Raw genomic sequence first — 14,675 nt, forward strand, 5'->3', positions numbered from 1 at the left:
TGGCGATATCGACCGGGCTTTGGCCGGCGATGATCGGCAGCGTGGCGACCTTGGTCTGCTCGCCGAGCTGGCGCAGCTGCTCCTGCGCGGCCGGACGCCGCGTGTCGAGCGAGGCCATCAGAATTTTCTTGTTCTGACGCTCCGTAAGGCGCTTGGCGATTTTGGCCGAGGTCGTCGTCTTGCCGGAACCCTGCAGGCCGACCATCATGACGACGACGGGCGCGGGCGCGTTGAGGTCGATAGCGACGCCCTCGGCACCGAGCATATCGACCAGCTCGTCATGGACGATCTTGACGACCATCTGTCCGGGCTTGATCGACTTCAGCACCGCGGCGCCGACCGCCTTCTCGCGCACCTTGTCGGTGAAAGAGCGAACCACCTCGAGCGCCACATCGGCCTCAAGCAGTGCCCGGCGCACCTCGCGCAACGCCGCAGAGACGTCCGCCTCCGACAGCGCACCGCGGCCGGTCAGGCCGTTCAGGATGGAGCCAAGGCGCTCTTGTAAGGACTCAAACATTGATCAAACCGCCGTGCGAGAGCGCCTTGGATTCATGCCGATCCCTGTCGGCCCTGCGGCCCTCCACGCCTCTTGTGCGCTCCTGCAGTGATTCAAACATCTTGCTTCCTTCGATCTCGGTTCATTCGACCCGAGAGGTAGTGCGTTCGCGCCGGGTCGCCAAGCCAAAGCGCAAAGCCAAAAAGCACCCGGGGGCGCATCGCGCTGCCGGGTGTTGGCCTCCAGGATCGGTTTACAGCTCTCGCCTCAAAGAGGCTTCGGCGTCCTGGTCGGCTTTCGCGGAGAGGGTCTCGTCGCGGAATTCGTGCGCGTCTAGACAGCAAATCGGCGGCAGAGTCAAGGCTGGGGCGGTTTTCAAGAGCAAAAGAGGCGGTTCAGGGCAGCTTTTCGCCATCCAGGATGCGCGTATAGAGATCGAGATAGCCGTTTGCCGTCCTCGCGATGGGAAATCGCGCGGCGGCGGATGCGCGGCACTGCTCAGGCGACAAGCCGGCGATGTCGGCCAAGGCCTTGGCGAACTCGGCATCGGTGTCGAAGAGGCGTCCGGTGGCGTCGTCGACGATTTCGGGCAGCGCGCCGCGCCGTGTCGTCAACACCGGCGTGCCGCAGAGCATCGCTTCGACCGGCGCCATGCCGAACGGCTCTTCCCAGGCGATCGGGTTGAGAAAAGCTCTGGCCTCTCCCAGCAGGCGCAGCTTCTCGTCGCCGTCGACGATGCCGTGGTAGCGGAAGCGGCGGCCGAGGCTCTTGAAGAAGACACCCTGGCGGCGAACCTTGGTGCGCTGCAGGAGCTGCCAGCGCGAGCCGCCGGCGATATCGAGCTGGAAATCGAAGGCACGGGCGAGATCGACAGCCCGGTTGAGGTTCTTGCCGGCGCGGGCGATGCCGGCCAGAAACAGAAGCCTGTCCGTCTTGCCGACGGACAGCCGATAGGCGTCGACCGGAAAGCCGTTGTGGACGAAGGTTTCCCGCCCGTGGTTGCGCGCATGGCTGGCGCTGACGAAGTTCCAGTTTGGCCTGTTTTGCGTGAATTCCGGGTCGAAGCCGTGCATCGTATAGAGCGCCGGCCGCGAAATCTCGATGTACCAGCCATTGAAATGCACGATGTCGGTGTCGGCCGGGATCGCAGCGCGGCATTCGGCGGCCGAAGAGGCCTGCCGCACTTCGCACAGCGGATGGCTCGAGCCGCGACCGGCGATCAGGACCACCTTGTGGCCGAGACGCGAAAGCTCTGTTGCCAGCCAGTCGACCTGCCGCTCAGTGCCGCCATAGCCTTTGCAGGGAATGGTGCGTTCCGCCACCAGCGTGATGCGCATCAGGCGAGCCCGTCGGTTTTCCGCCTGACCACGATCCGATCAAGAAACCGGTTTCCGCTTTTTTGGATCATGGCTCGTCCGGCCCGACCGTCAGGGGGGAGCGGCGATGCAGAAGCAGGAGCATCGTCAGCAGCGTGCTTACGATGCCGATCGCGGCGATGAGAACGGCGTCCCAATTGGTCCAGCCGGGGCCTTCCAGCGGCTTGGCGTTGAACAGGGCGAAGGAATTGTAGCTCTGCTGGTGCGAGATCAGCAGGAAGCCGATCAGATTGTTGCCGAGATGGGCGCCGAATGCAGCGCCGAGATTGCCGGTCACATAGACCAGCAGCGTCAGCAGCAGCGCGAAGGCGGCGATCGAGACCAGCACGCTGGCATTGATGGCGAGCGTCGAGGCCGGGCTCCAATGCAAGGCGGTGAACAGAAGGCCCGGCAGCGCGGCCCAGATCAGCGGGCTGCCAAAGCGGCTGGCGAGGCCACGCAGCAGATAGCCACGGAACAGAGCCTCCTCCGATGAGGTCTGCAGAAAGGCGAGCGGCACGATCGCGAGAAGCAAGAGCAGCCAGGACGAGAACGCGATCGATCCGCGGACGATCTCCGGCTGTAGCCAATAGAGCAGCACCTCGGAGAACAAGGAGGTTGTCAGAACCGCGACCAGGCCTTTGAGAAACCCGCCGCGCGAGATGCGGCGGTCTGGGCCGATCAGCGCCGAGAGCGGCTCGCCATGAACGAAGCGCATCGCGGCCCAAAGACCGATCCAGATGCCGGCAAAGGACGCCAGCGCGGTGAGGATGCCGGCGGGAGAGGCAAGGAAATCCTGGATCGGCTGTCCGGTCGCCGGACCCGGGAGGCGCAAGACGATGAAGGCGGCGGTGCCGGCGACGAGCACGACCAGCGTCACGGCGAGCCAGAAGAGAACGACGATCGCCGTTCCGAGCAGGAGCCGGAGCAGGGTGGTTTTCTCGTTCGGCGAGCGCCGGTAGCGCTCGAAGGCGGCGTTGTCGATGATCACACGGGGGTCCCCTGCCGGGCGCTTTACGGTCGCATGATCTAGGGGATCGGCGTTTTCGGCGCAATCGCTCCCGTCAGATCCAGCAACCAGTTGGGCCGCTCGACCGCGGGGATCATCGAAACTGGCGGCAGATCAGCCACGCCTTCCATCGGTGCAGGGCCACCCGTCTAACGCTGCTGCCGGGAATCCGAGCCGGTCGACAACAATTTCGGCTCTCGATTAACCGTTTTGCCGCTTTTTACGCTTAAGAAGCTTGCCATGAAACGCGTTATCGCCATCGCCGACCGCGCGGCCCTCGTCTCGTTGAAGCTGCTCGCAGCGCTCAACGTGCTGTTTTTCCTTTCGTTCCTGCTCGTGCTGCTGCTGGCCGGTCGCGCGCATGCCGAAGCGCCCGCCTGCGGCGGCAGCGACCTGCTGGCAGGTCTTGCAAAGAGCGATCCCGCCGCCTTCAAGAAGGTCCAGACCGAAGCCGCCGCCGTTCCAAACGGCCGGGGGCTGTTGTGGAAGCTCGAGAAACCGGGCGAGGAGCCGTCCTATCTCTTCGGCACCATGCACATGACGGACGCGCGCGTCACCACGCTGCCTGCCGCGGCTCAAAAAGCCTATGACGGCGCCGACACCATCATCATCGAAACCACCGACGCCCTCGACAAGGCCAAGATGATGGCCGCCATGGCCGCCGAGCCTGGCCTGATGATGTTCACGGACAACACGACGCTGTCCTCGCTGCTGTCACCCGAGGATGCGGCAGTACTGAACAAGGGGCTCGATGCACGCGGCATTCCGCCTCTGACGGTGGCCAAGATGAAGCCGTGGATCCTGTCGGCCATGGTGGCGCTACCGGCCTGCGAGGTGGCGCGCCAGAGCGCCGGCGCGCCGGTGCTGGACGTCAAGCTGGCCGCCGACGCCAAAGCATCCGGCAAGGACGTCGAGGGGTTGGAAACCGCCGTCGACCAACTGCGCGCCATGGCTTCGCTGCCGCTCGCCTACCACATGAAGGGGTTGGTCGAGACGCTGAAGCTCGGCGACAAGGTGAACGACGTCAACGAAACCATGATCGTGCTCTACCAACGCGGCGAGGTCGGCATGTTCTGGCCGCTGTTTCGCACCGTGCTGCCCGACACGGCGGACGACCAGGCCGGCTACGCCGCCTTCGAGCAGACCATGATCACCAGCCGCAACAAGGTCATGGTCGCGCATGCCATGCCGATTCTGGCCAGGGGCAATGCCTTCATGGCGGTCGGCGCGCTGCATCTGCCCGGCCCTGACGGACTGGTCGAAGATTTCCGCAAAGCGGGGTATAGTGTTACCGCCGTCAACTGAGTCGTCTGGCGGCTGGGGAGCGGAAAATGCCGGTTTTTCAGCGCTTTCCGTCCGCCTGCGTGAAACCCATTAGGGGATCCGCGCGTTGATGGCTGCTATTTGATGCCTTTCATTCCAAGGAGGACACGTTTCATGGCGAACCCTAACGACCCCTACACCCCGTCGAGCACGCCGCCCTCGAGGGGCGGTGGTGGCGGCAGCGGGTGGCTGATCGCCCTAGTTGTCATTATCCTGGCCATTGTTGCGTATTATGTTTTTGGCAGAACCGGCGGCGAGCACGCCCCGGCGACTTCCGAGCCGCCGGCCGCGACGACGCCGGCCCCGGCGCCTGCAACGCCTGAACCTGCGCCCGCAACGCCTGCTCCAGCTCCGACGCCAGCCCCGGCACCCGCGCCCACTCCGACGCCTGCCCCGGCTCCGGCACCTGCGCCGTCTCCGTGATCAGGCTATAGCTCCACGACGAACGGCCCGCCGAAAGGCGGGCCGTTTTTGTTTAACTACATCTTCGCCATCCTCGGGCGTTCGGCGTCGGCCGTGACGAGCACCTAAATATGGATCGGCTTGAAGAACGTGGCCAGCGCCGCTTCCTTGACCGCCTCCGACATGGTCGGGTGGGCGTGGCAGGTGCGGGCGAGGTCTTCCGAGGAGCCGCCGAACTCCATCAGCACCGCCGCCTCGTGGATCATCTCGCCGGCGCCGAAGCCGACGATGTGAACGCCGAGCACGCGGTCGCTCGTCTTGTCGGCGAGGATCTTCACGAAGCCGTCGGTGTGCAGCATGGCCCGCGCGCGGCCATTGGCGCTGAAAGGGAACTTGCCGACGTTGTAGTCGATGCCGGCCTTTTTAAGCTCCTCTTCGGTCTTGCCGACCGAGGCGATTTCGGGGCTGGTGTAGACGACGCTCGGGATAACGTCGTAGTTCACATGACCGGCCTGGCCGGCGATCGTCTCGGCTACCGCCACGCCCTCGTCCTCGGCCTTGTGCGCCAGCATCGGCCCGGCAATGACGTCGCCGATGGCATAGATGCCGGGCACGTTGGTCCTCAGATGCCCGTCGGTCTTGACCCGGCCGCGCTCGTCCATCTCGACGCCGGCGTCTTTCAATCCAAGGCTGTCGGCGTAGGGGCGCCGTCCGGTCGCGACCAGCACGACATCGGCCTCGATCGTTTCCGCCGCGCCGCCCTTGACCGGCTCGAACGTCACGCTGGCGCCCTTCTTGGATTTGGCGACGCCGATGACCTTGGCGCCGAGCTTGAACTCGAAGCCCTGCTTGGACAGCAGCCGCTGGAATTGCTTCGAGACCTCGCCATCCATGCCGCCGAGGATGGTGTCGAGGAACTCGACAACCGTGACCTTGGAGCCGAGCCTGGCCCAGACCGAGCCGAGCTCGAGCCCGATGACGCCGCCGCCGACCACCACAAGACTGCCCGGCACCTTGGCCAGCGACAGCGCGCCGGTCGAGGACACGATCACCTTCTCGTCGAAGTCGACCTTGACACCCGGAATGCCGGCGACGTCGGAACCGGTGGCGATGACGATGTTCTTGGTCTCGATCTCCTCGACCTTGCCGTCCTCGCCGGTGACCGACACCTTGCCGGCGCCGATCACCTTGCCGGTGCCGCGGAAAGAGTCGATCTTGTTCTTCTTGAAGAGAAAAGCGACGCCGTTGACGTTGGAGGCCACGGTCGCATCCTTATGCGCCAGCATCTTCTTCAGATTGAGTTTTGGCGCGCCGACCTCGATGCCGAGCGTATCGAAGGCATGGCCGGCTTCGGCGAACATCTCGGAGGCGTGGAGCAGGGCTTTCGACGGGATGCAGCCGATATTGAGGCAGGTGCCGCCGAAGGTGGCGCTCTTCTCGACCACCGCTGTCTTCAGGCCGAGCTGTGCCGCCTTGATGGCGCACACATAGCCGCCCGGTCCCGATCCGATGATTACGACGTCATAAGCCATGATGGTGTCCTTCTGGTCTGGCCTTCAACGGCCGCCGCTCACATTCAGGATCGCGCCCGTTATATAGGAGGCCGCGTCCGACAAAAGGTAGACAACCGCGCTCGCGACCTCGTCGGCCGTGCCCGCGCGCTTCATCGGCAGCAGATCCTGCATCCGCGCCACGCGCTCGGGCTGGCCGCCGGAGGCATGAATGTCGGTTTCGGTGATGCCTGGGCTGACGGCATTGACGCGGATGCCTTCCAGCGCCACCTCGCGCGCCAGACCAACGGTCAGCGTGTCGATCGCGCCCTTGGAAGCGGCGTAGTCGACATATTCGCCGGGCGAGCCCAGTCGTGCCGCCGCCGAGGACAGATTGACGATGGCGCCGCCCTTGCCGCCCTGTCGTGTCGACATGCGCTTGACGGCCTCGCGGGCGCAGAGGAAGGAGCCGACGACGTTGATGCGCATCATGCGCTCGACCCGCTCGGCGCTCATCTCGTCGACGCGCGCCTTGACGTCGACGATGCCGGCATTGTTGACGAAGGCGTCGAGCCGGCCGAAAGCCTTGTCCACCGCCTCGAACATCGCCACCACATCGGCCTCGTTGCCGACATCGCCCCTGACCGCGAACGCCTCGCCGCCCACGGATTCGAGCTCGGCGGCAAGCGCCCCGGCAGCGTCCTGGTTGGAGACATAGTTGATCGCTACCCGGTAACCGGCCCGACTGGCCTGCCGGCAGATCGCGGCGCCGATGCCACGGCTGCCGCCGGTGACCAGCAGAGTCTTCTTGTCGGCATTCATTCCTGGCAGCCTTTCAGGGCAAAGACGTCCCACGGTACTTTTGAGAAGCCCGCCGGACCGTAAGCGGCTGACATTTCGAGCGACGGTCCGAGATCGGGAAAGATCAGGCTGTTCGGTGCATCCGCGCCCTCGGACGGCAGCAGACCCACGACGCCCTTCTCATCGGCGCTATAGATCACGCCTTCCCAGACCGTGCAGGCGGCGAGCTCCTCGCCGGTGACGTCGCCGGTCGGGCATTTGTACATCAGCGAGCCATGCGGCCGCCCGGCGGAGCCCTCGGTCCACATGGCGATGCCATCGAGCACGGTATTGTTGTCGAGTATCATGCGGAATGTGTTGGCGATCGTCGCCGAGGTAGCCGTCGGGCTGAAATCGATCTCGGCCCCGCTTTTCGCCTCGCCATAGACGGCGAGCTGGATCGGGCAGGCGGCCTGGGCATCGGCTGCTACGAGAGCCGCACCGGCGGCAAGCACGACCGGCCTCGCGGTGCTGAGCCAACGGGCCTTCACTCGCCGCCCCGCCCGCGAGCCTTCATGCTCCACCTCAGAGATCGAGCACCAGCCGCTCGGGATCCTCCAGGCTTTCCTTGACGCGCACCAGGAAGGTCACCGCTTCCTTGCCGTCGACGATGCGGTGGTCGTAGCTCAGCGCCAGATACATCATCGGCCGGATGACGATCTGGCCGCCGACCACCACCGGCCGCTCCTGGATCTTGTGCATGCCGAGGATACCGGACTGCGGCGCATTCAGGATCGGCGTCGACATCAGCGATCCATAGACGCCGCCGTTGGAGATCGTAAATGTGCCGCCCTGCATGTCGGCGACCGAGAGCTTGCCGTCGCGCGCGGCGAGGCCCAGCCGGCCGATCTCCTTCTCGATCTCGGCGATCGACATCTGGTCGGCATCGCGCACCACCGGGACCACCAGGCCCTTGTCGGTGCCGACGGCGACGCCGATATGGGCAAAGTTCTTATAGATGATGTCGGCGCCGTCGATCTCGGCGTTCACCGCCGGGATCTCCTTAAGCGCATGAGTGACGGCCTTGGTGAAGAAGCCCATGAAGCCGAGCTTCACGCCATGCTTCTTTTCGAACACGTCCTTGTACTTGGCCCTCAGCGCCATCACCGCGCTCATGTCGACCTCGTTGAAGGTGGTGAGCATGGCGGCCGTCGACTGCGCCTCCTTGAGCCGGCGCGCGATCGTCTGGCGCAGCTTGGTCATGCGCACGCGCTCCTCGCGCGAAGCATCGTCGGCCGTCGACGGCGCGCGGGCCGCGACCGGTGCGGGAGCAGGAGTCGCTTTCGGCGTCTCGGCCGGCTGCGAGGGCGCGCCCTTGGCGATGGCATCTAGGACGTCGCCCTTCAGCACCTGGCCGCGCTTGCCGGAGCCCGTCAGTTGCTCGACCGAGAGATTGTGCTCGGCGATCAGTTTGGCCGCGGCCGGCGCCGGCGGCATGGTGCGCGGCTCGACCGGGCCGGCGTCGCCGGCCATCTTGGCGGTTTCGGCGGCGGCCTGCTTGGTCGTGGATGCGGCGTCCGGACTTGAGGCCTGCGCCACCGCCTGCGGCTTGGTGGCGGGAGCGGCGGCTGCGCCGCCGGCCGAAATCGAGCCGAGCAGCGCCCCGACATTGACCGTCTCGCCTTCCTTGACGGTGATCTCGGAGAGCGTCCCGGCGCCCGCGGCGGGCACCTCCACCGTCACCTTGTCGGTTTCGAGCTCGACCAGCGGTTCGTCGGCGGCGATCGCGTCGCCGACCTTCTTGAACCACTTGCCGACGGTCGCCTCGGTGACGGATTCGCCGAGAGTGGGGACGCGGATTTCGGTAGCCATTGTGCCTGTCCGTTCTCTTGTCTTCTTGAGGTCAGTTTGGTCCGGGTCTGCTTATTCGCCCAGCGCGTCGTCGAGCAGGGCGGAAAGCTGGCTGAGATGCTTCGACATCAGCCCGGTGGCCGGCGAGGCCGAGGCCGGCCGGCCGGTATAGCGCACCCGCTGATGCTTGGCGTCGATATGCGCCAGCACCCATTCGAGATAAGGATCGATGAACGACCAGGCGCCCATATTCTTGGGCTCCTCCTGGCACCACACCATCTCGGCGTTGCGGAAACGCGACAGCTCGGTGATCAGCGCCTTGGCCGGGAACGGGTAGAGCTGCTCGACGCGCAGCAGGTAGATGTCGGTGATGCCGCGCTTCTCGCGCTCCTCATAGAGGTCGTAATAGACCTTGCCGGAGCAGAGCACGACGCGGCGGATCTTGGAATCCTTCACCAGCTTGATCGGCTGGTCGGCCAAGAGCTGCGCATCGTCCCACAACAGCCGGTGGAACGAGCTTTCGCCCGCCATCTCCGACAGCGTCGAGACCGCCCGCTTGTGGCGCAGCAGCGACTTCGGTGTCATCAGGATCAGCGGCTTGCGGAAGTCGCGCTTCAACTGCCGGCGCAGGATGTGGAAATAGTTAGCCGGCGTCGTGACGTTCGCCACCTGCATGTTGTCCTCGGCGCAGAGCTGCAGGAACCGTTCGAGACGGGCCGAGGAATGCTCCGGCCCCTGGCCTTCATAGCCGTGCGGCAGGAGGCAGACGAGGCCCGACATTCTCAGCCACTTGCGCTCGCCGGACGAGATGAATTGGTCGAACACCACCTGGGCGCCGTTGGCGAAATCGCCGAACTGCGCTTCCCAAAGAGTCAACGCCTTGGGCTCGGCGAGGCTGTAGCCATATTCGAAGCCGAGCACCGCCTCTTCCGAGAGCATCGAGTTGATGACTTCGTAGCCGGCCTGCGCCGCCGACAGATTGTTGAGTGGAATGTAGCGCGTCTCGTCGCGCTGGTCGTAGAGCACGGAATGGCGCTGCGAGAAGGTGCCGCGCTCCGAATCCTGGCCGGAGAGCCGGATCGGATTGCCGTCGAGCAGGATGGCGCCGAAGGCCAGCGCCTCGGCGGTCGACCAGTCGATGCCGTCGCCGGATTCGATCGCCTGGCGGCGGTTTTCGAGGAAGCGCAGGATCGTCTTGTGCGCCTCGAAATCCTTCGGCACCTCGGTCAGCTTCTTGCCGATTTCCTTCAGCGTGCGGACCGGCACCGCGGTCTTGCCGCGCCGCTGTTCGTCCTGGTTGTCGGCCGTGCGCAGGCCGGACCAGGCGCCGTCCAGCCAGTCGGCCTTGTTCGGCTTGTAGGACTGGCCGACTTCCCACTCCTGTTCCAGATGCGCGCGCCAGTCGGCCCGCATCTTGTCGACCTCGGCTTGGGTGATGTGACCCTCGGCGATCAGCCGGTCGGCATAGACCTGCACCACCGTCTTATGGCTGCGGATGTTGCGGTACATGATCGGCTGCGTGAAGGACGGCTCGTCGCCTTCATTGTGGCCGAAGCGGCGGTAGCAGAACATGTCCACCACCACCGGCTTGTGGAACTTCATGCGGAATTCCGTCGCCACCTTCGCGGCATGCACCACCGCTTCCGGATCGTCGCCGTTGACGTGGAAGATCGGCGCCTCGATCATCTTCGCCACATCCGACGGATAGGGCGAGGAACGCGAGAAGCGCGGATTGGTGGTGAAGCCGATCTGGTTGTTGATGATGAAGTGCAGCGTGCCGGCGACGCGGTGGCCGCGCAGGCCGGAGAGCCCGAACATCTCCGCGATGACGCCCTGGCCGGCAAACGCCGCGTCGCCATGCAGCAGCAGCGGCATTACCTTGGCGCGCTCGGACAGCGGCACGATCTCGCCGCGCTCGCGGCCGGCGAGCTGGTCCTGCTTGGCGCGCGCCTTGCCCATCACCACCGGGTCGACGATTTCCAGGTGCGAGGGGTTGGCCGTCAGCGACAGGTGCACCTTGTTGCCGTCGAACTCGCGGTCCGAGGAGGCGCCGAGATGGTACTTCACGTCGCCCGAGCCCTCGACGTCGTCGGGAGCGGCCGAGCCGCCTTTGAATTCGTGGAAGATGGCGCGGTGCGGCTTGGCCATGACCTGCGAAAGCACGTTGAGGCGGCCGCGATGGGCCATGCCGAGCACGGCCTCCTTCAGGCCGAGCTGGCCGCCGCGCTTGATGATCTGCTCCAGCGCCGGGATCAGCGACTCGCCGCCGTCGAGGCCGAAGCGCTTGGTGCCCTTGTACTTGACGTCGATAAATTGCTCGAAGCCTTCGGCCTCGACCAGCTTCGACAGGATCGCCTTCTTGCCGGTGGCGGTGAAGGTGATCTCCTTGTCGGCGCCCTCGATGCGCGCCTGGATCCAAGCCTTTTCCTCAGGGTCGGAGATGTGCATGAACTCGACGCCGAGCGTCGAGCAATAGGTGCGGGTGAGGATATCCAGCATCTGCCGGATGGTGCCGAACTCGAGCCCCAGCACATTGTCGAGGAAGATCGGCCGGTCGTAGTCGGCTTCGGTGAAGCCGTAATTCTCCGGCGACAGCTCGTTATAGTCCTCGAGCGGCTTGGCGATGCCCAGCGGGTCGAGATTGGCGTGCAGGTGGCCGCGCATGCGAAAGGCGCGGATCATCATGATGGCACGCACGGAATCGCGCGTCGCCTGGTGAACGTCCGCATCGGAAAGGGCCGCGCCGTTGACGACCGCCTTTTCCTTCACCTTCTTTTCAATGTGCTTTTCGACCAGGCCCCAATTGCCGTCGAGCGCCGAAACCAGCTCGCCATTGGCCTGCATCGGCCAGGAAGGCTTCGCCCAGGAAGCGCCCTTGGCGTTCTTGCGCACGTCGCCCGCGTCGTCCTTCAGCGCTGCGAAGAAGTCCTGCCATTCCGGATCGACGGAGCCGGGGTTGTCCTCATAGGCGGCATAGAGCGCGTCGATATAGTCGGCATTGCCGCCATAAAGGAACGAGGTGAGCGAGAATTGGTCGTTGGCCTGATCTTGTCTTGCCATTTTCGTCTGCGGAGCCTGGCTCCGTCTCCTTTTATGGAAGGGAGTAGGGGAGTAAGGCAGTAGGGGAGTAGGGCATTTTTGCCGCTGATCTTTCCCTGCTGCCCTATTCCCTTACTCCCTACTCCCTTAACCTTTGATCGCCTCGACCAGCGTCGTGCCGAGCCGCGCCGGTGACGGCGAAACCTTGATGCCGGCCGATTCCATCGCCGCGATCTTGTCTTCCGCGCCGCCCTTGCCGCCGGAGATCACCGCGCCCGCGTGGCCCATGGTGCGGCCGGCCGGCGCCGTGCGCCCGGCGATGAAGCCCGCCATCGGTTTCTTGCGGCCGCGCTTTGCCTCGTCCTTCAAGAACTGCGCGGCGTCTTCCTCGGCCGAGCCGCCGATCTCGCCGATCATGATGATCGACTTGGTCTCGTCGTCGGCGAGGAACATCTCGAGCACGTCGATGAACTCGGTGCCCTTGACCGGGTCGCCGCCGATGCCGACAGCAGTGGTCTGGCCGAGGCCGACATTGCTGGTCTGGAAGACCGCTTCATAGGTAAGCGTTCCCGAGCGGGAAACAACGCCGACCGAGCCCTTGCGGAAGATGTTGCCGGGCATGATGCCGATCTTGCATTCGTCGGGGGTCAACACGCCCGGGCAGTTCGGGCCGATCAGCCGCGAGGAGGAGCGGTCGAGCCGCGCATTGACCTTGACCATGTCCATAACCGGGATGCCCTCGGTGATGCAGACGATCAGCGGGATCTCGGCCTCGATCGCCTCGATGATCGCTTCGCCCGCGCCTGCCGGCGGCACATAGATGACGGAGGCGTTGGCGCCGGTCTTCTCCTTGCCCTCGGCGACGGTGGCGAAGATCGGCAGGGTCTCGCCCTTCGCGCCGGTCCAGGTCTCGCCGCCCTTCTTCGGATGGACGCCGCCAACCATCTTGGTGCCGTGATAGGCCAGCGCCTGCTCGGTATGGAAGGTGCCGGTCTTGCCGGTCAGGCCCTGCACCAGCACCTTGGTATTCTTGTCGACGAGAATGGACATCGCGGCCCTTTTCTAAAAACCGTTGATCGAGGAAGGCGAAACGCGCCGATAGAGGCCGCTCACCATGTCTTGCCAGGCATCGCTGCCGGCGGGCTTGAAGTGCAATCGCATGCGGTAAGTATCAGTGCCGTCAAAGCTGTAAGTCACGCGAGCCGAGCCGCGCGGCGACGACCGTTCCAGCACAAGCTCGTTGCCGTTCCATGTGCCCGTAGCCGGTGAGGCCGGCACGAAACCCATCGAGCCGAACTGATGCATGGTGACGACGTCGTTCGGCTGATCGAAGCCGAACACATTATGCGCGCCGAACGAGATCGTGCCGTCGCGGCGCTGGCGGTAGCGCTGGACCACGAACTGGCCGCCGAACTGCGCGTCCGCCAGCACTTCCGAAGTCGCGGCGCCGGCATCGGTCCATTGCGTCGCCGCGACATCTTCCTCGCCACGCCACGCGCCGACCAGCGCCTGCAGGCGCTGGTGACCGGCCGAAAGCGATGAAAAAGGCGTCGCGTTCATTGATTCAGAGCCGCTTCAGATCGGTGACGGTGAGGTCGCTTTGGGCATTGCCGGTGTTGAGGGTGGTCGCCGGCTCGAACATCAGCACCACCGGCTCGACCGTCAGCGACCGCGGCCGATGCTCGACGCCGCGCGGCACGACAATGAAATCGCCCTCGCCGAGCTCGACCGGCCCGTCGCGGAAATCGATGGCGATCTTGCCGCGCAGCACGAGGAAGGCCTCGTCCTCGTGATCATGCGCATGCCAGTCGAAGACCTCGCCGAACTTGGCGACCTTCGCCTGGCTGTCATTGACGTCGCCGGCGATGTGCGGATCGAAGACCTTGGCGATCTTCGCATCCGCCGCCTCGACCAGGTTTATCTTGCGCGGAGGCATCCGCTTTAGCCCTTCACCGCCTTGACGATCTTCTTGGCCGCGTCGTCGAGATCGTCTGCCGAGACGACGTTCAAGCCGCTTTCGTTAATGATCTTCTTGCCGAGCTCGGCATTGGTGCCTTCCAGCCGCACGACCAGCGGCACCTTCAGCCCGACTTCCTTGACCGCGGCGATCACGCCCTCGGCGATGACATCGCACTTCATGATGCCGCCGAAGATGTTGATCAGGATGCCTTCGACCGCCGGATCCTTGGTGATGATCTTGAAGGCCGCCGTCACCTTCTCCTTCGAGGCACCGCCGCCGACATCGAGGAAGTTGGCCGGCTCGGCGCCGTAGAGCTTGATGATGTCCATCGTCGCCATGGCGAGGCCGGCGCCGTTGACCATGCAGCCGATATTGCCGTCGAGCGCGACATAGGCGAGGTCGTATTTCGACGCCTCGATCTCCTTCTCGTCCTCTTCGGTGGTGTCGCGCAGCTCCATCACGTCGGGATGGCGGAAGAGAGCGTTGTTGTCGAACGACACCTTGGCGTCCAGCACGCGCAGCCGGCCGTTCTTCATGACGATCAGCGGATTGACCTCGAGCAGGCTCATGTCCTTCTCGACGAAGGCCCTGTAGAGCAGCGGGAACAGCGTGCCGCCGTCTTGCGCCGCATCGCCGTCGAGCTTCAGCGCGGCGTTGAGCTTCTTCACATCATCGGCCGTCACGCCCTTTTCCGGATCGATGGCGACGGTGAGGATCTTCTCCGGCGTGTCATGCGCGACCGCCTCGATATCCATGCCGCCCTCGGTCGAGACGACGAAGGCGATGCGCCCGACCGAACGGTCGACCAGGATCGACAGATAGAGCTCACGGTCGATATCGGCGCCGTCCTCGATATAGAGGCGATTGACCTGCTTGCCGGCGGGTCCGGTCTGCTTGGTGACCAGCGTATGACCGAGCATTTCGTTGGCGTTGGCGACCACTTCCGCCGCCGACTTCGCCAGTCGAACGC

The 14,675-nt window shown here is 64.8% G+C and carries 13 protein-coding genes; 1 reads left to right on the forward strand and 12 read right to left on the reverse strand.

What is annotated here, in order from left to right; genetic code table 11:
• The 3 genes from EOA32_RS21455 to EOA32_RS21470 form a co-directional block, all read right to left on the reverse strand.
• Positions 1 to 517 (reverse strand): signal recognition particle receptor subunit alpha (locus tag EOA32_RS21455; RefSeq protein ID WP_189407299.1); only part of this gene is annotated, 517 nt, incomplete at its 3' end.
• 374 nt (positions 518 to 891) lie between these two features.
• Positions 892 to 1,833, reverse strand: a complete 942-nt coding sequence (locus tag EOA32_RS21465; RefSeq protein ID WP_095776703.1) for a glycosyltransferase — start codon at positions 1,831 to 1,833, stop codon at positions 892 to 894.
• A gap of 67 nt (positions 1,834 to 1,900) precedes the next feature.
• Entirely contained in the window at positions 1,901 to 2,842 is a 942-nt protein-coding gene (locus EOA32_RS21470; RefSeq protein WP_095831766.1) for a CPBP family intramembrane glutamic endopeptidase, read from the reverse strand.
• Between the two features lie 258 nt (positions 2,843 to 3,100).
• Here EOA32_RS21470 and EOA32_RS21475 point away from each other — a divergent pair, with 258 nt between their 5' ends.
• Positions 3,101 to 4,165 carry a TraB/GumN family protein gene (locus tag EOA32_RS21475; protein ID WP_128372831.1) on the forward strand — a complete coding sequence of 355 codons (1,065 nt, stop codon included), beginning with the start codon at positions 3,101 to 3,103 and terminating at the stop codon, positions 4,163 to 4,165.
• Positions 4,166 to 4,710: 545 nt separating this feature from the next.
• Here the strand turns inward: EOA32_RS21475 and lpdA are convergent.
• The 9 genes from lpdA to sucC form a co-directional block, all read right to left on the reverse strand.
• Complete coding sequence (gene lpdA, locus EOA32_RS21485; protein ID WP_128372832.1) at positions 4,711 to 6,117, reverse strand: dihydrolipoyl dehydrogenase; 1,407 nt, start codon at positions 6,115 to 6,117, stop codon at positions 4,711 to 4,713.
• A gap of 24 nt (positions 6,118 to 6,141) precedes the next feature.
• Entirely contained in the window at positions 6,142 to 6,897 is a 756-nt protein-coding gene (locus tag EOA32_RS21490) for a glucose 1-dehydrogenase (protein WP_095827414.1), read from the reverse strand.
• The gene (locus EOA32_RS21495) at positions 6,894 to 7,370 is read right to left on the reverse strand and encodes a hypothetical protein (RefSeq protein ID WP_128372838.1); all 477 of its coding nucleotides are present in this window, start codon (positions 7,368 to 7,370) and stop codon (positions 6,894 to 6,896) included. The genes EOA32_RS21490 and EOA32_RS21495 overlap by 4 nt, the downstream gene beginning before the upstream one ends.
• A 70-nt stretch (positions 7,371 to 7,440) precedes the next feature.
• Positions 7,441 to 8,727, reverse strand: a complete 1,287-nt coding sequence (gene odhB, locus EOA32_RS21500; protein ID WP_128372833.1) for a 2-oxoglutarate dehydrogenase complex dihydrolipoyllysine-residue succinyltransferase — start codon at positions 8,725 to 8,727, stop codon at positions 7,441 to 7,443.
• 51 nt (positions 8,728 to 8,778) lie between these two features.
• Entirely contained in the window at positions 8,779 to 11,766 is a 2,988-nt protein-coding gene (locus tag EOA32_RS21505; RefSeq protein WP_095782743.1) for a 2-oxoglutarate dehydrogenase E1 component, read from the reverse strand.
• 126 nt (positions 11,767 to 11,892) lie between these two features.
• Positions 11,893 to 12,795, reverse strand: a complete 903-nt coding sequence (gene sucD, locus EOA32_RS21510) for a succinate--CoA ligase subunit alpha (RefSeq protein ID WP_128372834.1) — start codon at positions 12,793 to 12,795, stop codon at positions 11,893 to 11,895.
• Between the two features lie 12 nt (positions 12,796 to 12,807).
• Complete coding sequence (locus EOA32_RS21515; protein WP_128372835.1) at positions 12,808 to 13,305, reverse strand: DUF1579 family protein; 498 nt, start codon at positions 13,303 to 13,305, stop codon at positions 12,808 to 12,810.
• Positions 13,306 to 13,309: 4 nt separating this feature from the next.
• On the reverse strand, positions 13,310 to 13,681 hold the full coding sequence (locus EOA32_RS21520; protein WP_128372836.1) for a cupin domain-containing protein: 372 nt from the start codon (positions 13,679 to 13,681) through the stop codon (positions 13,310 to 13,312).
• Between the two features lie 5 nt (positions 13,682 to 13,686).
• A partial coding sequence (gene sucC / locus EOA32_RS21525; RefSeq protein ID WP_128372837.1) for an ADP-forming succinate--CoA ligase subunit beta occupies positions 13,687 to 14,675 on the reverse strand: 989 nt, incomplete at its 5' end.

The sequence above is a fragment of the Mesorhizobium sp. M1A.F.Ca.ET.072.01.1.1 genome, assembly GCF_004023325.1.
In the GTDB taxonomy this organism is placed as follows: domain Bacteria; phylum Pseudomonadota; class Alphaproteobacteria; order Rhizobiales; family Rhizobiaceae; genus Mesorhizobium.